A 26,479-nucleotide genomic window follows, 5' to 3' on the forward strand; every position below is an offset into this window, starting at 1 on the left:
CTACGTCCACTTCGCCAATGGTGGCAGGCTCATCAGAACCGCATTGGCGTCGTGGCCCGTTTCTAGACCAAATTTGGTCCCACGGTCATAGACGAGGTTATACTCCGCATAGAGACCGCGATGCACCAATTGCGCCTCTTTATCGGCGTCGCTCCATGGCTCATTGCGCCGCTTCTCGGTGACCCCCACAAAGGCGGGAAGGAAGGCGCGCCCTACGTCTTGCGTGAACGCAAAGTCTGCGTCCCAGTCGCCTGTGTTCAGGTCGTCATAGAATATTCCGCCAACCCCACGCGCACGGTGGCGGTGTGGAATATAGAAATATTCATCCGCCCATTTCTTGAAGCGTGGATAGTATTCGGCGTCATGCTTGTCGCAATATTCCTTGAGCACATCATGGAAGAAACCTGTGTCTTCATCCCGCTCGATGCAAGGGTTCAAGTCCGAGCCACCGCCAAACCACCACGCATTAGGGGTCCAGAACATTCGCGTGTTCATGTGAACTGCAGGCGTCTGCGGGTTTTGCATATGCGCCACAAGGCTAATCCCCGAGGCCCAAAACCGTGGATCGGCATCCATGCCCGGAACACCACGCGCCGCCATGGCCTTTTGCGCCCGCTCGCCCAAAGTGCCGTAAACGGTTGAGGTGTTCACACCGACCTTCTCGAACACGCGCCCGCCGCGCATAACGCTCATCAAGCCACCGCCAGCATCTGATCCATCCTCCGAGTTGCGTGTGGTTTCCGTCACCTCAAACTCTCCCGCTGGTTGATCCGCAAATGGGCCTTTCGTGTGGGTCTCCTCCAGCCCCTCGAATGCGGCAACGATGTCATCGCGCAGGCTGCGGAACCATGCAGAGGCTTGGGCTTTTTTGATATCGAAATCGTCAGTCACGGGATTGTCCTATTTAATTTACGCTGTGCTAACACTTGAGGAAGACAAGTGTCACGTCCCCTAGCGCCGCAGCCGGAGTAATATCGCATCATGAAAAAGCTATTGGTACCCTCGTTAATGTTATTGGCCGCTTGCGCCACCCCACTCGAGACATGCAAGCAAAGCGCGGTTAAAGACCTACGAATCGTGCAGGCCCTAATTGAAGACACGAAGGCCACAATCGATCGTGGCTACGCTGTGCAAACAGAAACGCGCACGGTGATTTACACCAACTTTTGCATCGGAACAGGGATCGGCCATGACAGCCGGTTTAACTTTTGCAATTACTCTCACCCCGTAACAACCAAGACGCCGGTTGCCGTTGATTTAGATCAAGAGAAACGCAAACTTATATCGCTCCAACAAAAAGAAATGGAATTGAAGCGTTCAAGCCGGTTGCAGGAACAAAAATGTGAACTGCAGCACCCTCCAAGCGCATAATTCCGCGCCTTTCGACCATCTTGTACTCCAGAAGTCGTCCACCACTAGATATGGTTGAGGCACTTCAACGACACCTGTTAAGCCGTCTAAAACTAAACTGTTTTCGGATTCCAACCATTATGCTATGCGTTGTTCAAAGGTCGATGATCGGCTGAAAAAATATAAATGGGAATGCAACGTCATTCCCGAGGCAAAAATGGGCAGACGTCGTGGTTTTACGTCTTTTAAACGCAGTCCGCTTCGGACTGGTTATTCTCGTGGTATCAGCATGGGCTGGGGCATCTAACGCTGCTCCCTACGCCGCTATGGTACTTGATGCGCGCACTGGCGAAGTGCTTCACTCCCGCAATGCAGATACGCGTCTACATCCAGCGTCCTTGACGAAGATGATGACGCTGTATGTTGTCTTTGACGCGATCCGTCGCGGCGAAATCACCTTGGAAACCAAGATCAAGATTTCGCGCAAGGCAGCGGCTGAGCAACCTTCCAAGCTAGGTTTGAAGGCGGGTCAACGCATCGCGCTTCGATATCTAATCCGTGGCGCATCGGTGAAATCCGCCAATGATGCGGCTACTGCGTTGGGCGAAGCGATCTCCGGCTCTGAGGCCGCATTCGCGCGTCGCATGACCGCGATGGCCAAAGCTTTGGGCATGACGAACACCACGTTCAAAAACGCACACGGTCTAACCGAAAGCGGCCACCTGTCCACTGCGCGTGACATGACCACCCTTGGTCGCCACATGATCTACGACTACCCGCAATATTATAACCTGTTCTCCCGTCAGACGACCCATGCTGGCGTCAAACAGGTCTCCAACACCAACCGTCGCCTTTTGCAAAACTACAAAGGTGCCGACGGCATTAAGACCGGCTACACGCGCGCCGCTGGCTTCAACCTCGTGGCCTCTGCCGAGCGTGGCAACGAGCGCATCATTGCCACCGTCTTTGGCGGCACATCCTCCGCGGCTCGTAACGCCCGCGTAGCCGAACTGCTGGACATGGGCTTCAAACGCGCTCCATCCCGCGCGAAGCTAAGTAAACCTAAACGTCCTGTTCTGGGTGATATCCCTGCGGTTGAGCCTAAGGTTATCAAGGTTCAGCCAACCATCACCGCCCGCAAGGAAAGCCCGCGCCCTGCGCAACGTCCCGATCGTGCACCGACCGAGGAGTTGCTGCTGGCCATTGTCGAAAGCGTTGACAACAACGTCAGCAACTCGCGTGACGAGGTTGCAACCCGCGCGGCACAGAACCAAGCCTTGACTGGTGCGACAGTGACGCCGGTGCGCCGACCGAACAACATTGTCCAAGCCGCCATCGATACGGCGGAACCCATTCGCAAACCTGCGCAGCGCCGGATCATCACCCGTGCGTCAACATCAGGTGGGCGCCATTGGTCAATCTCTTTGGGCAAGTACACCACGCGCAACACCGCCGAACGTTTGCTGCTCAAGACTGCATTGCAGGAAATCGGCACGCTGGACGAAGCGTTGCGCAAGGTTGTGAACCGCCCACGCGGTTGGGAGGCAAACTTCGTAGGCCTCTCCCAAAGCAGTGCCACATTGGCCTGCCAACGCCTAAGCGCACGCGGTCATGAATGCGAAGTGCGCGGCCCAGGCGCGTAACAAAGCTAACCTGCTTTTAGGTCCAAGGCCGCAGCGAGCAATTGCTGCGTGTAGGGGACTTGCGGGTTGGCGAACAGAGCCTCGCTCTCGCCAGCCTCAACCACATCGCCCTGCTTCATCACCAGCACCTTATGCGACATCGCACGCACAACCTTCAGGTCGTGGCTGATGAACAGGTAGGCCAGCCCGTACTTCTTCTGCAGATCGCGCAATAGCTCTACAATCTGCACCTGCACGGTCATGTCCAAGGCACTTGTCGGCTCATCCAGAACCACCACTTTCGGGCGCAGGATCATGGCGCGCGCAATGGCGATACGTTGGCGTTGCCCACCCGAAAATTCGTGCGGGTAGCGGTGCATCATCTCGGGCTTCAACCCGACTTCGGTCATGATTTCGGCCACCATCTCGCGGCGGTCACGCCCCTCGTCGGTTCCGTGGACGCCCAAACCCTCGGCGATGATCTGCTCTACCGTCATACGCGGCGACAACGACCCGTAGGGATCTTGGAACACGATCTGCATGTCCGCACGCAGCGGGCGCAGATCAGCGGACGATAGCCCTTGGATATCGCGCCCCTCAAACTGGATCGCCCCTTGGCTAGAAATCAGGCGCATAATCGCCAATGCCAACGTGGTCTTGCCAGAGCCGGATTCGCCCACAATACCAAGCGTCTCCCCTGCCCGCACGGACACGCTTGCGGCATTCACCGCTTTGACGTGCCCCGTGGTGCGTTTCAGCAAGCCCGTTTGGATTGGGAACCAAATCCGCAAATCCTCTGTCGATACCATTTCTGTTGCACCCGCTGGAACGGGATCAGGAATGCCGGTGGCCTCCGCCTCCAATAACAGCTTGGTGTAAGGGTGTTGCGGGTTGTCGAAAATCTCGGCCGTGGGGCCTGTCTCAACAATCTCACCGTGTTGCATCACGCAGACGCGGTCGGCGATCTTGCGGACCACGCCAAGGTCATGAGTGATGAACAGCAGCGACATCTTCTCGCGGGTTTTCAGCTCCGCCAGAAGGTCAAGAATCTGCGCCTGAATGGTCACATCCAACGCCGTTGTCGGCTCATCCGCGATCAGCAATTCCGGCCCGTTGGCCAGCGCCATCGCGATCATGACACGTTGGCGTTGCCCACCCGACAATTGGTGCGGGTAGCTCGACAGGCGCTTCTCTGCGTCGCGAATGCCAACCTTCTCCAGCAACTCAATCACCCGCGCCTTTGCGGCGGCCCCGCGCAAGCCTTGGTGCAGGCTCAGGCTTTCGGTGATCTGCTTTTCCAACGTGTGAAGCGGGTTCAGCGAGGTCATCGGTTCTTGAAAGATAAAGCTGATGTCGTTGCCGCGCACCTGGCGCAACTCTCGCTCGGAAGCCGCAGACAAGTCGCGCCCGTCATAGGTAATGCCACCGGTCACCGTTGCGCTGTCAGGCAACAATTGAACCGTCGACAGGGCCGACACCGACTTGCCAGAGCCGGATTCGCCCACCAAGGCCACGGTCTCGCCGCGATCCACATGAAAGCTCACGCCCTTCACGGCTTCGGTCACTTCGCCGTCTTGGCGGAAGCTTACTTTCAGGTCTTTGACGTCCAGCAACACGCTCATTGAAAGGTCTTTCTGGGGTCAAATGCGTCTCGGACGCCTTCAAAGATGAACACCAACAGCGACAGCATTACTGCGAATGTCGTGAAGGCGGTGAAGGCCAGCCATGGCGCTTGTAGGTTCTGTTTGGCTTGCAAGGTCAGCTCCCCCAGTGATGGGGCGGAGGACGGCAATCCAAAACCAAGGAAGTCGAGCGATGCCAACATCCCGATGGTCCCCGTCACGATAAACGGCAAGAACGTCAACGTGGCGACCATTGCATTGGGCAGCATGTGGCGGAACATGATGGTGGTGTTTGACACGCCCAGCGCCCGTGCGGCGCGAACGTATTCAAAGTTGCGCGCCCGTAAGAACTCCGCGCGCACAACGCCAACCAATGCAGGCCAGCCAAAGAGGATCGACAAGAACACCAGTAGCCAGAAACTTCGCCCCAGAATGGCGAACATGATGATGATCACATAGAGGCTCGGTGTCGCACCCCATATCTCCAGAACGCGCTGGAAAATCAGGTCCGTGCGCCCCCCAAAGAAGCCTTGCACCGCGCCAGCGGCAATGCCGACGATGGCCGACACCATCGTCACCACCAACGTAAATACAATCGACAGCCGGAAGCCGTAGATCACCCGCGCCGCCACGTCGCGCGATGTATTGTCGGTGCCCAGCCAGTTCATCGCGTCAGGGGCGGCCGGCGCGGTGCCTGGGCGGTCCACAATTGTCGTGTAGCTAAACGGGATGATGGGCGAGATGATCCAACCCTGCTCCACGGCCTCACCATTGAACGTACCCGTGGCCGCCTCTTCCATCACGGCTTCTGGGTCGTCCCAACAATCTTCGATGCCGCCAGTCTTGATCAAACACTGAATCTCGATGTCGCGGTACACCGCCTCGGTCCTCAAGTCCCCGCCAAAGGCCGTCTCAGGATAAAAACTGGTGATCGGAGTGAACAACTCGCCGCGATACTTGATCAAGACCGGTTTGTCGTTGGCGATCAGTTCAGCACATAGCGACAATCCAAACAACACGGCGAAAATCCACAAGGACCAAAATGCGCGGCGGTTACGCTTGAAGTTGCTCCAGCGGCGTTCGTTGAGCGGGGATAGCTTCATGTCTCGCGGCTTTCAAAGTCAATGCGCGGGTCTACGAAGATGTACATCAGGTCCGACAAAATGCCGACGATCAACCCGATCAACCCAAAGAAATAGAGCGTTCCAAAAACCACCGGATAGTCCCGCGCTACCGTCGCCTCGAACGCCAAGCGGCCCAATCCATCCAGCGAGAAGATCGTCTCGATGATCAGGGACCCCGACAAGAAGATGCCCAAGAATAGGCTTGGGAAGCCCGCAATCACGATCAACATCGCGTTGCGGAAAACATGTCCGTACAGCACACGCCCTTCCGACAGGCCCTTGGCCTTGGCCGTGACGACATATTGCTTTTTGATTTCATCCAAGAACGAGTTCTTGGTCAGCAAGGTCAGGGTCGCGAAGGCCGCAATGGTTGATGCTATGACGGGTAAGGCGATGTGCCACATATAGTCCAATACCTTCCCAACTGCGCTGAGTTGGTCGAAGTTGTTGGACGTCAAGCCACGCAATGGGAACCACTGGAAGTAGGACCCCCCCGCGAAAAGAACCAGTAACACGATGGCAAACAGAAAACCCGGAATGGCGTAGGCCACAATGATCAGCGCCGACGTCCACGTGTCGAAGCTTGATCCGTCGCGGATGGCCTTGCGAATGCCCAGAGGGATGGAAATCACATAGGCGATCAAGGTCGACCAAAGCCCTAGCGTGATAGACACGGGCATCTTTTCCCAAACCAAATCCAACACGCCGACGGAGCGGAAGTAACTCTCGCCAAAGTCGAACCGCAGGTAGTTCCACATCATGTTCAAGAACCGCTCCACGGGCGGTTTGTCGAAGCCGAATTCCTTTTCCAGCTCAGCGATGAATTCAGGCGGAAGCCCCCGTGCCCCGTCATATTTGGATTCAGATCGCGATGCCTCGAATTCGCCGCCACTTGGACCGCCGGATATGCCCTGAAGCACATCTCCTTCACCCTCTATCTGGGCAAGGATTTGCTCAACAGGCCCACCGGGGACGAACTGCGTCAACGTGAAGTTAACGATCATAATCCCGATTAGCGTTGGTATAACCAACAGCAGTCGTCTTAATATGTATGCGCCCAAGGTCTTTTTCCTGACTTAACGAAGGGCGCCAGAGGCCTTCAGCCGCTCCGCGGCCTCTGCATCGTACCACCAAAAATCGTATATACCTACGGCAAGCGGCGGTAATTCCTCGGGATGCCGGAATACGTCAAAGTATGCAACCCAGTTGTCCTTCTTGTACCACTGCGGAATTGCAAACCCGATGGACCGCAACACCCGATCCATCGCATGTACCGACGTGCGCAATTCATCGAGCGTGTCGGCAGCAATGACCTTGGGAATGAGCGCATCAACTGCAGGGTCCCTCAGGCGCATCAGGTTGCGTGAGCTGCTGTCCGCCGTCTTGGACGAGAACCACGCCCCTAACCCAATTGACGGCTCTGAGTTCATGCTTATGCGCTGATTTGCCAGGTCAAAGTCGCCTTTACGCCGACGCTCCACATATTGGGCAGTGTCCACCCGCTCCAGATCGGCCTGAATGCCGATTGCTTTCAAGTTGTCGATGAATGGGTTTACGATGCGGTCATACAGCGGATTGAATTGGATGACGTTCAAGGTCAGCGCCTCTCCGTCTTTACGTCGCACTCCATCGCCACCAACCTCCCAACCGGCCTCATCAAGCAATTTTGAAGCACGCCGCAACACTTTTCGCGAGGGGCGGTTTTTACTGTCATCATGCACAAAGGGCATCGCGACTTCGTCTGTCAAAATGCTCTCCGCCAGAAGCCCTTCATCAACCAGCGGCTGCAACAATGCGATTTCCTCAGGCGTCGGCGCACCTTGCGCAGCTAACTCGCTGTTTGGCCAAAAGGACTTTGGACGCTCGTACAGCCCGAAGAACAAGGCCTTGTTGGACCACTCAAAGTTAAACAGCAGGGATACTGCCTCGCGAACCTTCGGGTCTTGCCACTTCTCGCGGTCAAGATTGAACACAAACGACAGCGCCTCTCCCACGTCTCCGTCTGAAATGCTCTCTTGCTTCACATCACCACTGAGCACTGCGGGGAAATTGTAACCGGTCGCCCAATCTTTTGGGTCGGTTTCCGATTTCAACAGGTACTCGCCCGATTTAAACGCCTCAAATGCGGCGGAGCGGTCCGCGAAATATTCGATCCGAATGCGGTCAAAATTGTTGCGGCCCTTGTTGAAAGGGATGTCATTGCCCCAGTACTCTGGGTTGCGCGCGTAGATCACCTGGCGGTTATAGTCGAAGCTATCCAGCACATAGGCTCCCGTGCTCAAGAACGGGCGGTCAGAGCTCTTGTCCAACCGAATATCGTTCTCTTCAAACCAAGCTTTCGAGAATGCTACCGTTCCACCTGCAAAGGTCACGCGGTCCCGTTTGGATGCGGCCTCGTTAAAGGAAAATTTGATCCGGTAAGGGTTAATGACTTCAACCTTGTCAATAAACCCCTCCACGATTCGGCGGTATTCTGAGATGCCCTGCTCCAAGAACAGGTTAAAACTGAACGCAATGTCCTCTGCCGTCATCGGCGTGCCATCGGAAAATGTAACGTCCTTACGTAGGTTGAACGTCACAAAGGACAGATCTTCAGGGTATTCAAGCGTCGTACACATGAAGCAGTAGACGCCATAAGGGTCATCCGCCGTGCTCGTCAGAACGCTTTCGCTGCCGATGGTGTTTAGGGCCGCAGGAACGCCGTCACGCGCATATTGGTTGAAGCTGTCAAAGTTGCCCAAGGCCCAAGTCGACACCTCGCCCCCCTTGGGCGCGTTCGGGTTCACATAATCTAGATGCGGAAAATCGGGGCCGTATTTCAGCTCCCCGAAGTTGGAATATCCGTGTGAAATTGTGACGTCTTGCCCGCGCGCGGCGGTCACCGAGGTCAATGTGGCCGCGACCAACAACAGACCAGCGCCCATCCACTTCATCCGGCCATTGGGCTGGGTGCGCGTTTTCGCAAGGGCTTGAAGCTGGCGGTTCGTCATATTGATACTCCTGAGATCGTTATTCTTGCGAAACTAGATTGTTAAACAACAGAAGTTGGTTTTCCCCAACAATCAAGCCCGATTGCGCAATTGTGAGCGGATGAGATCAATTGAGACGAAAAAGACCGCCCCATAGGGACGGTCCTTAGTCATTCAATTGTCGAGCTTGGCTTAACCGCCGATTGTCTCAAGATACGCAATGATGTTCGCGCGATCCGTGACTTTCGGCAGGCCCTTGAAGCCCATCTTGGTGCCAGGGGCGTATGCTTTAGGGTTCTCAAGGAACGCCTGCAGTTGGTCGTGGGACCAAACGCCGTCCTTCTCCAGCAGCACATCAGAGTAGCCATAGCCATCTACAGCGGCGATTTCGCTATTCACGATGCCGTACAAGGACGGGCCTGTGCCGTTCGCGCCTTCGTCCAGTTTGTGGCAAGCTTTACACTTGGAGAAAACTTTGGCGCCTTTTTCAACGTCCGCGTCGCCCATCATCACCGCGAAGTCTACTTCTACGACTTCTTCGGCTGGCTCATCGCTCGCGGTTTCGACCTCAACGACGTAACCTTGCACGTGCTCTTCATGGCCATGGCCGCCTTCGCCGCCGTGGTAAATAATGTCGGCAGCCCAGCTACCCAGCAAAAATACCAGAAGCGTTCCGCAAACCGCACCCAGAACTTTGGTCATCGTCATCGTGTCAAACATGTCTATCTCTCACCCGTTTGGCGTTTGGGCGGTATCTATCGCCTTCCCATATGGTTCCGCAAGGGCTAGACACCGCGACTAAATGCCTTTTTGTGGAAAATGCATCATGTCTAAGAAAATCGCCTTCCAAGGAGAGCTCGGGGCCTATTCCCATGAGGCCTGTGTTCATGCACGCCCCAATATGGAGCCATTGCCCTGCACCTCTTTCGACGACGTCATCAATGCCGTGCGCACTGGCGCGGCTGATTTGGCCATGTTGCCGGTGGAAAACACCACATATGGACGAGTTGCTGACATTCATCGGTTGCTGCCAGACTCAGGCCTGCACATCATCGACGAGGCCTTCGTGCGCGTTCGCATCTGCCTGATGGCCAACAAAGGAACCGCGCTTGACACTATCAAGACCGTACGCGCCCATCCCGTGTTGATCCCGCAAAGCCACAAATACCTCACCGCACGCGACATTCGCGGCGAATCTGCGGTCGACAGTGCAGGTGCGGCGGCAGACCTTGCCGCTAACCCCGAAGCTGGTATCGGCGTGCTGGCCTCCAAAATGGCGGCGAAAACCCATGGCCTTGATGTCCTCGCTCACGACATTGAGGACAATGACACCAACACCACGCGCTTCTTGATCATGTCGCCCAAGGCCAATATGACCCGTCGCGGCGAGACCCACATGCTGACGTCCTTCGTCTTCAACGTGCGCAACATTCCTGCGGCGCTTTACAAAGCGATGGGCGGCTTCGCGACCAATGGCATCAACATGACCAAGTTGGAAAGCTACATGGTTGACGGTGAATTCACCGCGACGCAGTTTTACGCCGATATAGCCGGGCACCCCGACGATGAGGACGTCCAGCGCGCCATGGAGGAGTTGGAGTTCTTCACCTCCGAGATCAAAATCCTAGGCACCTACCCCGCAGCCTTCGCGCGGGACTGATCCATGCAACCGCGCCCTAAACTCGGGGCCATTGCGGTGGTCATCCACGATGATCATGTGCTGCTGGTTCAACGCCGAAACCCGCCAAACGCGGGCCAATGGGGCTTTCCCGGCGGACATGTAGAGCTTGGCGAGACTGCACTCCAAGCCGCCACGCGCGAATTGCTAGAAGAAACCGGCGTTGTTGCGACGGCTGACGCCTATCTCACAAATGTCGACGTGATTATTCGCGGACCTGACGGGGCGGTGCAGCACCACTACTTACTCGCGGCAGTTCAATGCACCTATGTATCCGGTGCGCCAAAGGCCGATGACGATGCAATGGATGCGGCATGGGTCGCAATCAACGACGTTCTGACAGATAGCCGCCCCATGTCACGAGATGTAGATACTGTGCTGCAACTGGCCTTGGATCGCGCCTAAACATTCCGGAAAGTGGGTTAGGCGCCGGTGGTGCGCAGACCCTTTTTGTGGCGCTCTTCCAGATCGCTCGCGAAATGGGCAATTCTGGTTTTGTAGCGACGGTTCAGCGTGTTTCTTGCAAGTTTTGCCGATTGCATGATCAAACGCGCCGATAGCGTTTGCGGCTTCACGTCCAACTCAATCCGCATGCGGGTCCGTGTGCGCGACATGGCAACGAGCTCCACCAGAAAGGTCGCGGCCATGTTGTTGGTTTTCACGTCGAACAGCATTTGGTTCGGGCGGTCATACTCTACAAGCTTCACCTCAAACTGGCGGTTCTTGCCGCGAACTTCGGCGCGTGCTTTCCATGACATCCCGACACCATTGCTGGTCAACTTATCCGTCCGCGATACGTCCGCGCCATGGCGCAAGATTGCGCGCTCAAACCCGTCGAAGTCCGACAGAAGTTGAAACACGTCATCGATAGGAATTTCCAGATCTTCCTTGGTGGAAAACTTCATGTCGGCCCGTTCATCATTTGTTAAGGGTTAGTCTAATGTATCTTGCAGCCAGTTAAGCAATAGGAAATGCGCAATCGCGCCTTTGCGAGCAGGTTTCATTTTCGGATTGTTGCCCGCAAACGTCTCCATCATCTCTTCTCGCGTGACCCACATGGCGTCTTCGATCTCTTCGGGGTCAATTGTGATATCGGTGCTGGTCGCGTGCCCATGACATCCAAACATTAAGGACGCGGGAAAAGGCCACGGCTGGCTGGACAGATACTCTACTTGTCCCACCTCTACGCCAGCCTCTTCCAAGGTCTCACGACGCACGGCTGCTTCAATCGTCTCGCCCGGCTCTACAAAGCCCGCCAAGCAGGAATACATACCCTCCGGCCATCCGGGGGAGCGGCCCATCAGCACCGAGTTTCCATGCGTAATCAACATGATAACCACGGGATCGGTGCGCGGGAAGTGATGCGCTCCGCACACCGCACAATTTCGCTGCCACCCTGCCATCGAGATGTGGCTTTCACCGCCACATCGCGCACAAAACCCGTGTGTTTCATGCCAGCTCAAAACCGCCTTCGCCGTTGCAATCAGTTCCGCGTTTCTAGCGTTGAGATGGGTCATCATCCCGCGCAGCTCCGAGAACTTTACGTCCTCCGGCAAGCCCGGGAAGTGCTGTTCTGACGCGTCAATAAATGCCCCAACCGTGTCCAGATCTCCCTCCGGCTCCCAGCCAGAAATATCGCGGGCAAAGCGGGCAATACCATCGTCCAGCCCTAGAAAGATGGGGGCCTCGTCGGCATGTTCAAAAATTGGATGGGTGTGGGATTGCCAGGCCGGCTGGTCGCGGTCTTCTCCTGCGATCAGGAGTTTTCCACGCCAAATCGGTAACACGCCAGTGTCCGGTTTGGCTAACATCGATGCCAAAGCATCAGCGTCCCCACGCAAATGCGCGGCTCTCTCTAACCCAGAGCTACCAAAAGTAACCGTTTCCGCGAGTTTCATTCGATACCCTCATTACTGCTCTAAAGCTTTTGTCATGCACGGACCAAGTTGGCAAACCTTGCGTTCTCAAGAATCTGTGCCTATATCGGCCTTGAGGGGTTGGCGCGGGCAAGTGCCTCGCCAACCTGGTCAGATCCGGAAGGAAGCAGCCACAACGAGCCCCACTTGGGTCGATGTCCAACCTCTCACCTACCGCCATGTGCCTTGGCCGTGTCGCAAGATATTATTTATATAATCCGCGACCAAATCTACGACTTTAATTCTCGGGGCATTCCCAGTGCTACGCAAAATCATTATTGCTGTTCTTTTCACTCTCTTCGCGGCCTCCTTGATTGTAGCCTTCGTCCCGATTCACAACGGGTCCGTTGAGGTACAACCAACCCAACTGATCGACCCGCCACAGCCTCAACCTTTCACAGAAATTGATGGCGCGGCGCTTTCGGTGCCACATCCTGGGGTCGCCACGTATTCAGCGGATACATCCTTAGGTCGCAAACACTACTTCATAGATGGCATCCGCCCACGCAGCTTTATCGCTTACAAAGGCCGTTCAGCCACCGAGAACGCCCCTGCCGTCATTTTGCTCCATGGTGCGGGCCGCAACGGGTACTCCTTGGTCGAGATGTGGAAAGAAACCGCTGACAAAGAGGGGCTGTTGCTGTTGGGCCTGAACGCCAAATTCGGGGGATGGAAGGTAAATGACGCAAAAGCCGTCCTCAGCCTTATCCCGCAAGCCCAAAAGCACTACGGCATAGACACCGATAACATCTTGCTGTTCGGCCATTCCGCGGGCGCCATCATGTCGCAAGTGTTTGCCAACCGCATCAACGGCCCATGGCGCGCCGCCGCGACACACGGGGGCTACGCTATGCCAAACTCCTTCATCCCGATTGAGGGCGGCGTTCCCATCCGCGCTTACCTAGGGTCCAGCGATCAAATTTTTTACCCCGTGGCCGCACGGGAGACCGCTCAAAGCATGGCCCAAAATGGCCATCCATCAGAGCTGGTCTTAATCCCACACCACACACATTGGTTCTACAAAATCGGGCCCTCCATCGCCAAAGACACTTGGGCGTGGTTTGCCCAGCTTGAGCGCTAAAAGCCGCTATCTCTCGACAGTTAACTCAGCCGCTGAGAGACAGTCTTTGGTGGACCTTATCTTGTTGGCGAATTAGGTTTCCAGAACACTCGAATCCAAGGACACAACATGAGCGATACCACAAACAGCGGCTATCAGGTTCTGGCGCGTAAATACCGCCCCGCCACCTTTGCCGATCTGATCGGTCAGGACGCCATGGTCCGCACGCTCAAAAACGCCTTTGAGGCGGGCCGCATCGCGCAGGCCTTCATCATGACGGGGATTCGCGGGACAGGTAAAACCACCACCGCGCGGATCATTGCCAAGGGGATGAATTGCACCGGCGTTGATGGCACCGGCGGCCCCACAACTGAGCCTTGCGGCGTGTGTGATAACTGCGTCGCTATCTCCGAAGGCCGCCACGTTGATGTCATGGAAATGGACGCCGCCTCTCGTACTGGTGTGGGCGACATCCGCGAAATCATCGACAGTGTGCATTACCGCGCGGCCTCCGCCCGCTACAAAATCTACATCATCGATGAGGTGCACATGCTGTCGACCTCCGCCTTCAACGCCTTGTTGAAGACGCTGGAGGAGCCGCCCGAGCACGTCAAATTCATCTTCGCCACCACCGAAATTCGCAAGGTGCCGGTCACGGTCTTGTCGCGCTGCCAACGCTTCGATCTACGCCGCATTGAGCCCGAGGATCAAATCGCCCTGCTACGCAAAATCGCGACGGCAGAGGGCGGTGAAATCTCGGACGAAGCCCTTGCCCTGATCACCCGCGCCGCCGAAGGCTCCGCCCGTGACGCGCAATCCCTGCTGGATCAGGCCATCAGCCACGGCGCAGGGGAAACCACCGCCGTTCAGGTCCGCGCCATGCTTGGCCTTGCGGATCGTGGCCGTGTGCTGGACCTGTTCGACCTGATCATGAAGGGCGACGCCGCAGGCGCGTTGCAAGAACTCAGCGCGCAATATGCCGATGGGGCCGACCCTATGGCCGTTCTGCGCGATCTGGCGGAAATCACCCATTGGGTCAGCGTCATCAAAATTACGCCTGAGGCCGTAGATGATCCCACCGTCGGCCCTGACGAGCGCACACGCGGCGCCACTATGGCAGAGGCTTTGCCCATGCGCGCCATGTCTCGTATGTGGCAATTGCTGCTGAAGGCGCTTGAAGAAGTCGCCGCAGCACCCAACGCAATGATGGCCGCCGAGATGGCGATCATTCGCCTCACCCATATGGCCGACCTGCCATCTCCCGAAGAACTGGTCCGCAAGCTGCAAGACACGCCGCCGCCCCCCGCGCCAACAGGTGGCGGTAGCGGCGCTGCAGCCCCGCAAGGCGGCATGACAACGGCGCGCGCACAAACAACCACGCAATCGGTGCCCGCCGGTGGTGGCACGTCAGCCGCCCTTGATGTGCGGGCAGAAAATGCGCTCGCGCAATACCCGACCTTCACCCAAATCGTCGCCCTGATCCGCACCAACCGCGACATGAAGCTGCTGGTCGAGGTCGAAGGCTACGTGCAACTCGCCCATTACTCTCCGGGCCGTATCGAATTCGTCCCCACCCATGACGCCCCCCGCGATCTCGCCTCCCGCCTAGGCGCGCGTTTGCAGCAATGGACCGGCCAACGCTGGGCCGTCACCGTGGTCAACGAGGGTGGCGCAGCTACCCTTGCGGCCGAACGCGACGCCGAGGCCAACGCCCTCAAAGCCGAAGCCACCGAACACCCGCTTATGCAGGCCACTCTGCAGGCCTTCCCCAGCGCTAAGATTATCGACATCCGCACCGCAGCCGATCTGGTGCAAGAGGCCGCCGTCGAGGCCCTCCCCGAGGTCGAGGACGAATGGGACCCCTTCGAGGAAGACTAATCACACCCGCTTGCGCCCCCAGCGCTCTGCGGGCCATACACACCTAAATTATATCGACACAATGGAGACACTCAGATGCTCAAAGGACTTGGCAACCTCGGCGATATGGCCGGAATGATGAAAAAAGCCAAAGAGATGCAGGACAAGATGGGCCAGATGCAGGATGACCTGCAAAACATCGAAGTCACGGGCGAAAGCGGCGCAGGTCTGGTCAAAGCCAAGGCAAACGCCAAAGGCACGTTGACCGCCCTCGATATCGATCCATCAATCTTCCACCCAGATGAGAAAGAGGTCGTCGAAGATCTGATCCTTGCCGCCATCAAGGATGCTCAAACCAAGGCAACTGAAAAAGCAGCCTCCGAGATGAGCAAGCTCACGGAAGAAATGGGCATCCCCGCAGGTATGAAGCTCCCCTTCTAGGCATCATTGCTTCCTAAATACCTCCGCCGGAGGCTCCGACCGCAGCAAAAGGCGCGATCATTTGAGTAGCACAAAAGACATCGATGCATTGATCGAGATGATGGCCAAGCTCCCTGGGCTTGGCCCCCGCTCGGCCCGTCGCGCAGTGTTGCATATGATCAAAAAACGCGCGCTGCTGATGGTGCCTCTGGCCGACAGCTTGCAAGGGGTCGCCGCCACCGCGCGCGAATGCCTCAACTGCGGCAATATCGGCACATCCGATCTGTGCGATATCTGCACCGCCGATAAACGCTCCAATGGTGAAATCTGTGTGGTTGAGGACGTGGCCGATCTCTGGGCGATGGAACGCTCCGGCGTCTTCAAAGGCCGCTACCATGTATTGGGCGGCACGCTCTCGGCGCTCGACGCGATCGGCCCCGATGAGTTGCGCATCCCCAAGCTCATGGACCGCGTCACCAATGAGGGCATCCGCGAGGTCATCCTCGCCCTCAATGCCACTATCGATGGTCAAACAACCGCGCATTACATCGCCGGTGAATTGGAAGTACGCGGCGTCCAAGTGACCTCTCTGGCCCAAGGCGTCCCCATTGGCGGCGAGTTGGACTACCTCGACGACGGCACCATCTCGGCGGCTCTCAAGGCCCGTAAAGCACTCTGATCAATCAGTCGTAGCTGCGCTGATCTTCGATCACCAAACCATCATTGGGCAGGCTACCAACCGACACCACTTCAACAGCACCCTTCAGCTTCAAAACACTTGCAACAGAGGCGCTGTAATCCACAGCTTCGCTGTTCGCTTCGATCAAGACACGCATCGTGTCCATCTCGCCTTCACGCCCCGCAATAACCCGCGCCCGCGCAATCTCTGGATGCTTCGCTACCAAATCCGCAACCTGCTCGGGACGCACAAACATGCCCTTGATCTTAGTCGTCTGATCCGCGCGCCCCATCCAGCCTTTGATCCGCATATTGGTGCGCCCGCAAGGCGACACCCCTGCCATAACCGCGCTCATGTCGCCGGTGGCAAACCGGATCAGTGGGTAGTCAGGGTTAAGCGAGGTCACAACAACCTCCCCCACCTGCCCCACGGCCACTGGCTCCCCCGTGCCCGGTGTCACGATCTCCACAATCACGCCTTCGTCGACGATCATGCCTTCCATTGCCTCAGACTCGAACGCGACATTGCCCAAATCGGCGGTGGCATAGCACTGAAGGCAAGAAATGCCGCGATCCGCATAGGCTTGGCGCAACGACGGGAACAACGCTCCGCCCCCAACAGCCGCCTTGGTAAAACCCAAGACCTCGCCCATCTCGTCGGCCTTCTCCAAGATCACGTTCAGATAATCTGGCGTCCCCGCATAGGCCGTCGTCCCCAAGTCCTTCGCCGCACGCACCTGCAATTCGGTCTGCCCAGTCCCCGCAGGCAGCACACGCGCACCTACAGCCCGCGCGCCGTTCTCAAACATCATCCCCGCAGGGGTCAGGTGGTAGCCAAAGCAGTTGTGCACAATATCAGACGCGCCAATGCTGCAGGCGTTCAAGAACCGCCCAAACCGCCACCAGTCATGCCCCACCCCGCCCGGCTCATAAATCGGCCCGGGGGATTGGAACACATGCGTCACCTCGCCCACATGCATCCCGCCAAAGGGCGGCTGCGCCTTTTGCTTTGCCGACAACTCCGCTTTGCGCAGAACAGGCAAACCAGACAACTCCGCCACACTTCCCAGCTTCACGCCAATCGCATCCAACGCGGCCAATTGAGCCGCTTCCCGCGCGTCAGCGCTACGGGTCTCTAGGTCATCAAAGAATCCCACGGCTCATCTCCATTTGGTTCAAAATACTCAAAATTTAGGACAACCAGCGCTTGCGGCGGCGGTAGCTGCGCACGTCTCGAAATGACTTCCGGCCCTCGTCCGACATCCCAAGGTAGAACTCCTTCACGTCGGGGTTCTCACGCAGCTCGGCGGCGGGGCCATCCATCACCACGCGGCCCGATTCTAGAATGTAGCCATAATGCGCGAACCGCAGCGCCACGTTGGTGTTCTGCTCCGCCAGCAGGAAGGACACGCCTTCTTGCTCGTTCAGCGATTTAACAATCCCAAAAATCTCTTCCACCAACTGTGGGGCCAGCCCCATCGACGGCTCATCCAGCAAAATCGTTTCCGGCTTGGCCATCATCGCGCGGCCAATGGCCACCATCTGCTGCTCCCCGCCCGAGGTGTAGCCCGCCTGCGAGGTCCGCCGTTCTTTCAGCCGCGGGAAATACTGATACACCTTCTCCAGATCAGCCGACACGGCACCGCGCCCGTCAGACCGCGTGTAGGCCCCAGTCATCAGGTTCTCTTCAACGGTCAGGTGCTCAAAGCAGTGGCGCCCCTCCATCACCTGAATGACCCCGCGCTTCACCATGTCCGCAGGGTCCAGTCCCGCGATATGGTCGCCGCGGTAAACAATCGCCCCTTTGGTCACTTCGCCCCGCTCCGAGTGCAGCAGGTTCGACACCGCCTTCAGCGTCGTGGACTTACCCGCGCCGTTGCCGCCCAACAGGGCCGTGATCCCGCCCTTGGCCACCTTCAAGGACACGCCTTTCAACACCAAAATGACGTGGTTATAAATCACCTCAATGTTGTTCACCTCTAACAGGGTGTCGGTCTCGCTGTTGTCCAACATGTCTAGCCTTTCCTAATACTCGTCTGCCAAGGCGCGGAGCTCTTCAGATGTCATGAAATCGACCGGTGCGGTCTTTCCCAATTCTAAACCTGCATCAAACAATGCAGTCGTCACGCAGCGATCAAAGGTGCCTACCGCCTCGCTGGTCGGGCAGATTTCCTCTACCGCGACGTCGGCAATAACGCCTTTCACGTTCCAGTCGTCGTTGTCTTCTGCAAACGTCAGGGTCTCGTTGATCGAATCCCGCAACACCTCATCAGCAAGGGTAAATAGCGACCGCTCGGCGTACCCAAACAGGCTGTCTTTCACGGGTTCCGCTGGGGCCCTTAACGACCCATTAATGACGATGGTCGCGTTCACTTGGACGTCTCGACCGGTCTGCTGCGCCACAATCACACGGGCGGATTCAATCGCGCGCAGGAACACTTGGTCGCGCAGCCCGCCATCCACATACAATGTGCCGTCTATATTTCGGGGCGGAAACGCCCCCGGTATCGCAGCAGAGGCCAACATAACTTCCGCCATGCAGTCGCGACGTTCGCTCATGGGTCGCACCGCGCTTGCGATCTCACCCAAATCGAACACCTGTGCGCGGGTCGTATCAAGGTTGGTCGCCATCACTAAAAGTCGCGCGCCCGTCCGGTGACGCTCCGCAACCCCTGCAATCAGGTCGTCAGTCAGCAATGTCTTCAACAATCTCTCCAGTGGCTCCGCACTGAAAAATGACGATGATGATGGTAAAGAAAGTACGCCGCGACGGGTGTACACGCCGTCTTCATGAAGCCCCCTAAACACGTCCAGCGCCTGATCACTCGAACTCGCGGTGAATGCGACAGGGGCCAACATGCCGCCCGCGCTCACACCTGTGACAAGGTCAAATTCGGGGCGCGGCGTTTTCGGGTTCTGCGACCAGCCACGCAAAAATCCTGCGCCGAAGGAGCCATATTGCCCACCGGCAGATAGTGCCAAAACATCGATCTCAATCGGTGGTTGCGCCTTGCGCCTTACTGGGGCGGGGGCGCGCCGGACTTGCTCTTGCACGGATTGCTGTAACGCGTCGGCCATGCTGGGTGCGAAGGCCTCGTCGGTCACCGCCATGCTGGCACGATGTTGCGTATCTGTCGGATCAAAGGCTGATTGCGTCACCAGCCCCGCGCCCTCAATCGGCAACTCGCAACTCAACCCTGCACCTCGGTCCAACGCGCAGCCTGCAAGCCCAATAAGTAGGGCTGCAACGACAATGGATTTAGGGACAAGATTCATAGATGCCTTCGCGCGGATGTATTGGTCAGTTCTATATAAATATTCAGCCGCCACACAAGTCGCGCAGCGGCTGAATATCGTTGTTTACTTACAGCCTGCTTCGATGCCGGCTTCCGTTGCAAATGCTGCACTGTCGTCGTTGATTAGGGTCTGAATCACGTCTTGGTCGGATCCCTCATACCCTGTGATCAATGACCACTCTTGCGCAGCCGCGTCCCATTGCGCCACAGCACCAAGCCCGTTGCCGCCGTGGTTTTGGCACGACACGCTGAACTCTGGGCCAAAGCCCGGAAGGCCAATCGCCGCCATTTTTGCCTCGGTGATTTCCAAGGCTTCCATGCCGTCGCGCATCATGGCTGGGGTGATTTCTTTCTCACCTGACAGCTCTTGAGCGGTCTTGGCGGCCTCAGCTGCCAACATCGCCGCGTACATGCCACGGTTGTACAACGCAGTGCCCAATTGGTCGCCCGCACCGGCAGCTTTGCCAGCATCGAGTACGTATTTACGCAGATCATCATACAGCGGGTAGTCATCGCCCAAGTTGTGGAACGTCAGCGCCTTGTAGCCGTTGGCTTTGTCGCCAGCTGGAAGCACGTCGTTCTCGGAACCAGACCACCAGATGCCAATGAAGTTCTCCATTGGGTAGCGGATGTTAGCCGCCTCTTGAATCGCCACTTGGTTCATAACGCCCCAGCCATACATGATGACATTGTCAGGCTTCTCACGGCGAATTTGCAGCCATTGCGACTTTTGCTCTTGGCCGGGGTGGTCAACTGGGATCAACGTCAGCTCAAACCCGTGTTTCTTGGACAGCTCTTCCAAGGTGCGGATAGGCTCCTTGCCGTAGGCCGAGTTGTGATACACGAGGGCGATCTTTTTGCCCTTGATATCGCCAAGGCTCATGATGTGGCTCACGGCATGCGACGCACCATCCCAGTAGTTGGCTGGGTAGTTAAACACATTAGAGAACACTTCGCCGTTCTTCGCCGAGGTACGGCCGTAGCCCATTGTGTGCATCGGGATGCCGTCAGCGGTCACTTTCGGGATCAGCTGATATGTGATGCCCGTGGACAGCGGTTGATAAATCAACGCACCTTCGCCTTTGGTGGCCTCGTAGCACTCAACGCCCTTCTCGGTGTTGTAACCGGTTTCACATTCGATCACTTTGGTAGGAACGCCGCCGATGCCACCGTCACGCTCGTTAAGCAGGGTGAAGTAGTCCTCGTAGCCATCCGCAAATGGGATGCCGTTCGCGGCGTAAGGGCCGGTGCGGTATGACAGCGATGGGAACACCAGATCCGCCATCACTGGGCTGGCTGCCATGATGGCCGCCACTGCTAAGGTTGTTAGTTTCATCAAGTTTTCCTCCCAAGGATATGTTGAAAATGAGGGCAGGGTTCACCCCGCCTCTGTTGTGATTAATGAGGGAACGGCCACAGCCGTAGTTTCTCTTTCGCCAGTCGCCACAGTTGCGCCAATCCATGCGGCTCCAAGATCAGGAACACGATGATCAGCCCGCCTGACACGATGAACTGCAAATGCGCGGCCAAGTCGGTGGGCCAGCCCAGGTAGCCAACGAAGACGTTCTTCAGGAAAACCGGCAGCAACACCATGAAGGCCGCCCCCGCGAAGGAGCCAAAGATAGACCCTAATCCGCCGATAATCACCATGAACAAAACAAGGAACGACTTCTCAATCCCGAAGCTCTCCCCCACTTCGGCGGCGCCTAGGTAGACGCTGAAGAACAACGCACCTGCAACCCCGATAAAGAAGCCCGACACCGCGAAGGCCGTCAGCTTTGCCATCATCGGATTCACTCCAATGATCTCGGCCGCAATGTCCATGTCGCGGATCGCCATCCATTTGCGCCCAAGCGAGCCACGCGTCAGGTTGCGCGCAATGACCGCTGCCAGCGTCACGAAGATCAGGCATATCATGTAGGACGCCCACGCCTCGGCGTTCGGTCCGGTGACAATAATCCCGAATACGTCACGTTCCGGCGACGAAATCTGCCCCGAGGCGGAGTAGTTGTAGAACCACGGAACCTTGTTGAACAACCACACAAGGAAGAACTGCGCCGCCAGTGTCGCCACCGCCAGGTAGAACCCTTTGATGCGCAGGCTCGGCAGGCCAAATATGGTCACGACACCCGCCGTGATCAGCCCCGCCAACGGGACATGTATCAACATCGACACTTCGGGGAACGCTGTCATCAGCTTGTAGACCGCATAGGCCCCCACCGCCATGAACGCCCCCGTCCCAAGCGAGACCTGCCCGCAATAGCCGATCAAAATATTCAACCCAATCGCCGCAATCGCGTAGATCAAGAAGGGCACAAAGACCGCGTTGGCCCAGTAGTCATTAATGATGAACGGCACGACCAAGAAGGCAAACGCCAAGACCACATAGTAGCGGTAGCGGTCAAACTTGATCGGGAAGGTCTGGCTGTCTTCGGGGTAACTGGTGCTGAAATCCCCTGCTTCACGGTAAAACATTTAAAACTCTCCCATGAAGGTTTGCGGGTGGGTGGGTGTCTTTGGGTAACGCCCAAAGCGGTCACCTAGCTGCGTATCAAACACGTTCAATGATCTTCTCCCCAAACAATCCTTGCGGGCGGAACACCAAGAACAGCAATGCCAGCACATAGGCGAACCAGTTCTCTGTCGCGCCGCCAACCATTGGGCCGATCAAAAACTCGAACAGTTTCTCACCCACGCCGATGATCAAGCCACCCACGATGGCACCGGGGATCGACGTAAACCCACCCAGCATCAAAACCGGCAAGGCCTTCAACGCGATCAGTGACAGCGAGAATTGCACGCCGGACTTTGCGCCCCACATGATCCCCGCGACCAAGGCGACGAAGCCCGCAATCGACCATACCAGCACCCAGATGAAGTTCAGCGAGATGCCAACCGACAAGGCCGCTTGGTGGTCATCGGCCACAGCGCGCAAGGCGCGGCCTTGCTTGGTGTATTGCGAGAAACAGATCAGTGCTGCGACCAAGATGATCGCCACAATCGTGGCCGAGATATCTAGGTTATCAATAAAGAATCCGTAGCCCATGGCCTCAAAGGTGGTGACGTCGATCCAGTCGTTGATCCCCTGCGGCAAACCAACATCCAGTTTTTTGATCTCAGAGCCCCACATCAAATCGCCTACGCCCTCTAGGAAATAGGCAAGCCCGATGGTCGCCATGAACAAGATGATCGGTTCTTGGTTGACCAGATGCCGGAAGATGTATCGCTGCACCAGCCACGCAAAGACCACCATGACCCCAACGGTCAAAATGATCGCGACCAAAGCAGGCACATGCCAGCCAAAGTGGTGCAAATCAGTGCCGAAAATCGCGTTGATGATGTGGGCAAAGGGCACCTGTCCGTCCATGATCCCCACCAAGGTCAGCGCAGCAAACAGTGCCATCACCCCTTGGGCATAGTTAAAAATGCCCGAGGCTTTGAAGATCAGCACAAAGCCCAGCGCCACCAGCGCATAAAGCACACCTGCCATCAGCCCATTCAGGGTGACTTCCATCGCAAAGAGTAATTGCTCAGGCATGAGTGCCTCCATTCAGTTGCTCACGTCTCAAGTTCAGTCTCCACAATGCGGATAACCAACGCGTCACCGTTTTCTTGCAAATGTAATTCTATGACCGGCTCGATCCACAGCTGGCTGCTCCAGACGTTGTCATCGGTCGCAGCATATCTTTCCAGATCCACCCTTTCGGCAATCCACTTGGAGAATGCCTCAGCGCTTCGTGTCGAGTTTTCTTGAATGTAGCAGGCGGACAACCCGTCATCCGGCTCACTTTCAATGCCTAGGTAAGAAACCACGTCACCGTTCTTCTCGATCAAATATCGCGTCACACCATCAACCGTGTCGATCAGCTCAAGCCCATCAACAATCGCCGGCTCTTGGTTTTCAAACTGCATCAGGCAGCGTGTCTCAAACTCTTCCCACGCCCCTGCATGGGCGCCGGTGGCAGTCAAAACCGTAATCCCCAGTGGTCCGACAATGTGTCCGACACATAGCCGACGCAATGCCGACAGATATCCGATACCCGAATTAGTCATGTGCCACCCCCAGATACGCATCAATCACCTCTTGGTTGTTCCGGACCTCATCCGGTGTTCCGTCGCCGATTTTCTTGCCGTAATCCATCACCACAACGCGGTCAGACAGGTCCATCACCACGCCCATGTCATGTTCGATCAAGGCGATGGTGGTGCCGAACTCATCGTTCATGCTCAGGATAAAGCGGCTCATGTCCTCTTTCTCCTCGACGTTCATGCCCGCCATAGGTTCGTCTAATAACAATAGCTTAGGCTCTGCCGCCAAGGCCCGCGCCAACTCCACCCGCTTCTTCAAGCCGTAAGGCAAGCGGCCCACGGGGGTTTTGCGAATGGCCTGAATTTCCAAGAAGTCGATGATCTTCTCAACAACTTCGCGGTTCTCTGTTTCTTCTTTCTCGGCTTTGCCCTTCCAGATCATCTGGCTCAGCATCCCCGACTTCATATGCGTCAAACGCCCGGTCATCACGTTATCCAAAACGCTCATGCCCTCAAACAAAGCAATATTCTGAAACGTCCGAGCAACCCCTTGCCGCGCCACCTGATAGGGACGCATCGGCGCGCGTTTTTTGCCGTGAAACCAAACCTCACCCTCTTGGGGGTTATAAAAGCCAGAAATCACGTTCAGCATCGAGGATTTACCCGCGCCATTTGGCCCAATGATCGCTCGAATTTCGCCCTCATGAATATCGAACGAGATATCCTTGATGGCAACCACCCCGCCAAAGCGCAGGGTAATATTTTTCATTTCCATCATGGTGTTACCGATCTTGCGCCCATCCGCAGTCGTGTAATTTCCACCTAGCATTGCGTTCATAGTGCTACCTCATGGGATGGCGGGCGTGGCGAAGATGAAATCGAGCGTCGTACCGTCATTCCGCAGCTACCTTCTGAACAGTGGACACCGCAGCATCACAAACTGCCAAAGTCGCCTTAATAGAGCCTTTTCGACCATCTTCGTAGGTCACTTCGGTTTCGGTCGAAATCTCAGGTGAGCCATCATAAAGCGCACCAATAATATCTTCGAACTTCTCCTCGATGATCCGGCGGCGCACCTTCAACGTCCGCGTCAATTCACCATCATCCGCATCCAACTGCTTATGCAAAACCACAAAGCGATGCACCTGACATCCCGAAAGCATAGGGTCTTGGGCCACGCTCTCATTCACTTCTTCTACGTGGGCCTGCATCGTCGCCAGAACCTGCGGGTGACCTGCCAATTCTTGGTAGCTGGAGTATGCAATATTGTTGCGTTCCGCCCAATTGCCAACCGCCGTCAGGTCGATATTTAAGAATGCCGTGCAGTAGTCTTTGCCGCTGCCGAAAACCACGGCTTCCAGTACATTCGGGAAAAACTTCAATTTGTTTTCGACGTATTTAGGGGCGAATAATGACCCATCAGACATCTTACCCACGTCCTTCGCCCGATCAATGATGCGCAAGTGGCCAGAGCCGTCTTCGATAAATCCAGCATCCCCAGTCGCGACCCAACCTTCTGCGTCCTTGGTCGAGGCCGTGCTTTCGTCGTTTTTGTAATAGCGCATGAACACTCCAGGCGAGCGGTAGAACACCTCGCCATTGTCCGCGATCTTCAACTCCACCCCAGGACTAGGCACGCCAACCGTGTCGGATCGCACCTCTCCGTCAGGTTGCTGCGTGATAAAAACCGACGCTTCAGTTTGGCCGTAAAGTTGCTTTAGATTGATCCCAAGCGAGCGGTAGAAGTCGAAAATTTCCGGCCCAATCGCCTCGCCGGCGGTGTAGCCCACGCGCACGCGTGAGAAGCCAAGAGTGTTCTTCAGCGGGCCATACACGAAGTACTCACCCAACATGTATTTCAGCCTATCCCCAAACCCGATATCTTTCCCGTCCAGCAGGTCTGGCCCGATTTTTTTAGCATGCGCCATAAAGTGGTGGAACATCCGCTTCTTAAGTCCTCCCGCGTCTTCCATGCGGATCATGACGTCAGTCAACTGTGTCTCGAATACCCGTGGAGGGGCGAAATAATACGTCGGCCCAATCTCGCGCAAATCATGGTGCATGGTGGCAGGGCTCTCGGGGCAGTTTACGCAAAAGCCCGTCCAGAAGGCCTGCCCAATTGAGAAGATAAAATCACCCACCCAAGCCATGGGCAGATAGGCCAGAATTTCGTCATCAGACCGCAGCACGTCAAATTCGGATGAAGCCTTCGAGGTCTCGATAATATTGCGGTTGGACAGGACCACCCCTTTGGGTTTCCCCGTCGTTCCCGACGTGTAGAGCATGACGCAAGTGTCATCGTATTCCGGCAACGCGCGACGGCGGTTTAGCTCGGCAAGGTCACCGCTTTCACGGCCTTTTTGCTGCAAGGTCTGGTATCTTGTCAGCGCGCTATGATCGTATTTGCGAAGGCCACGCGGATCCAAGTAGATCATATGCTCGATGTTTGGCAGCTGGTCTTGGATCTCAAAAACCTTGTCGATTTGTTCTTGGTCCTGCGCGACCACAAACCGCGCGCCGCAGTGGTCCAACACATAGGCCAATTCATCCGCAACGGCGTCTTGATACAACGGCACGGGCACAGCACCGACCATCTGCGCGGCGACAAAGCTCCAGTAAAGGTAGGGGCGGTTTCGGCCGATAATGGCGATGTGATCGCCCTCGTTCACGCCCAATGTCAGGAAGCCCAATGCCAGAGACTCGATCTCTTCAGCAACTTCGGACCACGTCCAACTTTGCCAAATGCCAAACTCTTTTTCACGATATGCTGCTTTGTCACCAAATGCGGCGACGTTGCGCGCAAGCAGTTCCGGGATGGATTGCACCCCTGCTGTTCGGGCCGATTTGGCTGTCACGCA

Annotated in this window: 25 protein-coding genes and 1 other RNA gene; 9 read left to right on the forward strand and 17 right to left on the reverse strand. The window is 56.5% G+C overall.

Going from position 1 to position 26,479, the window contains the following annotated elements; translation table 11 throughout:
* Window positions 1–891, reverse strand: coding sequence for an oxygen-dependent coproporphyrinogen oxidase (gene hemF / locus ABJN86_RS16085; RefSeq protein ID WP_348367759.1), 891 nt, complete (start codon window positions 889–891; stop codon window positions 1–3).
* A gap of 90 nt (window positions 892–981) precedes the next feature.
* On the opposite strand from hemF, the gene ABJN86_RS16090 reads away from it, so the two are divergent.
* Together ABJN86_RS16090 and ABJN86_RS16095 are read left to right on the forward strand one after the other, a co-directional pair.
* Window positions 982–1,371 (forward strand): hypothetical protein, encoded by a 390-nt coding sequence (locus tag ABJN86_RS16090; protein ID WP_348367760.1) that lies wholly within the window; start codon window positions 982–984, stop codon window positions 1,369–1,371.
* A 305-nt stretch (window positions 1,372–1,676) separates the two neighbouring features.
* Complete coding sequence (locus ABJN86_RS16095) at window positions 1,677–2,993, forward strand: D-alanyl-D-alanine carboxypeptidase family protein (RefSeq protein ID WP_348367840.1); 1,317 nt, start codon at window positions 1,677–1,679, stop codon at window positions 2,991–2,993.
* 5 nt (window positions 2,994–2,998) lie between these two features.
* Here ABJN86_RS16095 and ABJN86_RS16100 read toward each other — a convergent pair whose 3' ends face one another.
* From ABJN86_RS16100 to ABJN86_RS16120, 5 genes are all read right to left on the reverse strand, one after another.
* Entirely contained in the window at window positions 2,999–4,594 is a 1,596-nt protein-coding gene (locus tag ABJN86_RS16100; RefSeq protein WP_348367761.1) for an ABC transporter ATP-binding protein, read from the reverse strand.
* On the reverse strand, window positions 4,591–5,697 hold the full coding sequence (locus ABJN86_RS16105; RefSeq protein WP_348367762.1) for an ABC transporter permease: 1,107 nt from the start codon (window positions 5,695–5,697) through the stop codon (window positions 4,591–4,593). The genes ABJN86_RS16100 and ABJN86_RS16105 overlap by 4 nt, the downstream gene beginning before the upstream one ends.
* A complete protein-coding gene (locus ABJN86_RS16110; protein ID WP_348367763.1) occupies window positions 5,694–6,779 on the reverse strand; it encodes a microcin C ABC transporter permease YejB in 1,086 nt (361 codons plus the stop codon). The genes ABJN86_RS16105 and ABJN86_RS16110 overlap by 4 nt, the downstream gene beginning before the upstream one ends.
* A gap of 15 nt (window positions 6,780–6,794) precedes the next feature.
* Entirely contained in the window at window positions 6,795–8,708 is a 1,914-nt protein-coding gene (locus tag ABJN86_RS16115) for an extracellular solute-binding protein (RefSeq protein WP_348367764.1), read from the reverse strand.
* 171 nt (window positions 8,709–8,879) lie between these two features.
* On the reverse strand, window positions 8,880–9,407 hold the full coding sequence (locus ABJN86_RS16120) for a cytochrome c family protein (RefSeq protein ID WP_348367765.1): 528 nt from the start codon (window positions 9,405–9,407) through the stop codon (window positions 8,880–8,882).
* Window positions 9,408–9,513: 106 nt separating this feature from the next.
* On the opposite strand from ABJN86_RS16120, the gene ABJN86_RS16125 reads away from it, so the two are divergent.
* Together ABJN86_RS16125 and ABJN86_RS16130 are read left to right on the forward strand one after the other, a co-directional pair.
* A complete protein-coding gene (locus ABJN86_RS16125) occupies window positions 9,514–10,347 on the forward strand; it encodes a prephenate dehydratase (protein ID WP_348367766.1) in 834 nt (277 codons plus the stop codon).
* A 3-nt stretch (window positions 10,348–10,350) separates the two neighbouring features.
* The gene (locus ABJN86_RS16130; protein ID WP_348367767.1) at window positions 10,351–10,770 is read left to right on the forward strand and encodes an NUDIX hydrolase; all 420 of its coding nucleotides are present in this window, start codon (window positions 10,351–10,353) and stop codon (window positions 10,768–10,770) included.
* Window positions 10,771–10,787: 17 nt separating this feature from the next.
* Here the strand turns inward: ABJN86_RS16130 and ABJN86_RS16135 are convergent, their stop codons facing one another.
* Together ABJN86_RS16135 and nudC are read right to left on the reverse strand one after the other, a co-directional pair.
* Window positions 10,788–11,270 carry an SRPBCC family protein gene (locus ABJN86_RS16135; RefSeq protein ID WP_348367768.1) on the reverse strand — a complete coding sequence of 161 codons (483 nt, stop codon included), beginning with the start codon at window positions 11,268–11,270 and terminating at the stop codon, window positions 10,788–10,790.
* 27 nt (window positions 11,271–11,297) lie between these two features.
* Complete coding sequence (gene nudC / locus ABJN86_RS16140) at window positions 11,298–12,263, reverse strand: NAD(+) diphosphatase (RefSeq protein WP_348367769.1); 966 nt, start codon at window positions 12,261–12,263, stop codon at window positions 11,298–11,300.
* Between the two features lie 92 nt (window positions 12,264–12,355).
* Here nudC and ffs point away from each other — a divergent pair.
* The 5 genes from ffs (at window position 12,356) to recR (ending at window position 16,297) form a co-directional block, all read left to right on the forward strand.
* An RNA gene (gene ffs, locus ABJN86_RS16145) (signal recognition particle sRNA small type) lies at window positions 12,356–12,454 on the forward strand.
* A gap of 86 nt (window positions 12,455–12,540) precedes the next feature.
* Window positions 12,541–13,362 (forward strand): hypothetical protein, encoded by an 822-nt coding sequence (locus ABJN86_RS16150; RefSeq protein ID WP_348367770.1) that lies wholly within the window; start codon window positions 12,541–12,543, stop codon window positions 13,360–13,362.
* A gap of 108 nt (window positions 13,363–13,470) precedes the next feature.
* A complete protein-coding gene (locus ABJN86_RS16155; protein ID WP_348367771.1) occupies window positions 13,471–15,219 on the forward strand; it encodes a DNA polymerase III subunit gamma/tau in 1,749 nt (582 codons plus the stop codon).
* Between the two features lie 75 nt (window positions 15,220–15,294).
* Window positions 15,295–15,639, forward strand: coding sequence for a YbaB/EbfC family nucleoid-associated protein (locus tag ABJN86_RS16160; protein WP_348367772.1), 345 nt, complete (start codon window positions 15,295–15,297; stop codon window positions 15,637–15,639).
* 61 nt (window positions 15,640–15,700) lie between these two features.
* Complete coding sequence (gene recR / locus ABJN86_RS16165) at window positions 15,701–16,297, forward strand: recombination mediator RecR (protein ID WP_348367773.1); 597 nt, start codon at window positions 15,701–15,703, stop codon at window positions 16,295–16,297.
* A gap of 4 nt (window positions 16,298–16,301) precedes the next feature.
* Here recR and ABJN86_RS16170 read toward each other — a convergent pair whose 3' ends face one another.
* The 9 genes from ABJN86_RS16170 to ABJN86_RS16210 form a co-directional block, all read right to left on the reverse strand.
* On the reverse strand, window positions 16,302–17,453 hold the full coding sequence (locus ABJN86_RS16170) for a phenylacetate--CoA ligase family protein (RefSeq protein WP_348367774.1): 1,152 nt from the start codon (window positions 17,451–17,453) through the stop codon (window positions 16,302–16,304).
* A gap of 34 nt (window positions 17,454–17,487) precedes the next feature.
* Complete coding sequence (locus ABJN86_RS16175; RefSeq protein WP_348367775.1) at window positions 17,488–18,309, reverse strand: ABC transporter ATP-binding protein; 822 nt, start codon at window positions 18,307–18,309, stop codon at window positions 17,488–17,490.
* 12 nt (window positions 18,310–18,321) lie between these two features.
* Window positions 18,322–19,572 carry a patatin-like phospholipase family protein gene (locus ABJN86_RS16180; protein WP_348367776.1) on the reverse strand — a complete coding sequence of 417 codons (1,251 nt, stop codon included), beginning with the start codon at window positions 19,570–19,572 and terminating at the stop codon, window positions 18,322–18,324.
* Window positions 19,573–19,656: 84 nt separating this feature from the next.
* On the reverse strand, window positions 19,657–20,928 hold the full coding sequence (locus ABJN86_RS16185; protein ID WP_348367777.1) for an ABC transporter substrate-binding protein: 1,272 nt from the start codon (window positions 20,926–20,928) through the stop codon (window positions 19,657–19,659).
* Window positions 20,929–20,990: 62 nt separating this feature from the next.
* Window positions 20,991–22,067, reverse strand: coding sequence for a branched-chain amino acid ABC transporter permease (locus ABJN86_RS16190; protein ID WP_348367778.1), 1,077 nt, complete (start codon window positions 22,065–22,067; stop codon window positions 20,991–20,993).
* 76 nt (window positions 22,068–22,143) lie between these two features.
* Window positions 22,144–23,130 carry a branched-chain amino acid ABC transporter permease gene (locus ABJN86_RS16195; RefSeq protein ID WP_348367779.1) on the reverse strand — a complete coding sequence of 329 codons (987 nt, stop codon included), beginning with the start codon at window positions 23,128–23,130 and terminating at the stop codon, window positions 22,144–22,146.
* A gap of 20 nt (window positions 23,131–23,150) precedes the next feature.
* Entirely contained in the window at window positions 23,151–23,645 is a 495-nt protein-coding gene (locus ABJN86_RS16200) for a hypothetical protein (protein ID WP_348367780.1), read from the reverse strand.
* Entirely contained in the window at window positions 23,638–24,459 is an 822-nt protein-coding gene (locus tag ABJN86_RS16205) for an ABC transporter ATP-binding protein (protein WP_348367781.1), read from the reverse strand. Before ABJN86_RS16205 ends, ABJN86_RS16200 begins: the two co-directional genes overlap by 8 nt.
* A gap of 55 nt (window positions 24,460–24,514) precedes the next feature.
* Window positions 24,515–26,476: an AMP-binding protein gene (locus tag ABJN86_RS16210; protein ID WP_348367782.1), complete on the reverse strand. Its 1,962-nt coding sequence runs from the start codon at window positions 26,474–26,476 to the stop codon at window positions 24,515–24,517.
* Window positions 26,477–26,479: the final 3 nt, after the last annotated feature.

The sequence above is a fragment of the Litoreibacter sp. genome (assembly GCF_039974535.1).
Taxonomy (GTDB): domain Bacteria; phylum Pseudomonadota; class Alphaproteobacteria; order Rhodobacterales; family Rhodobacteraceae; genus Litoreibacter.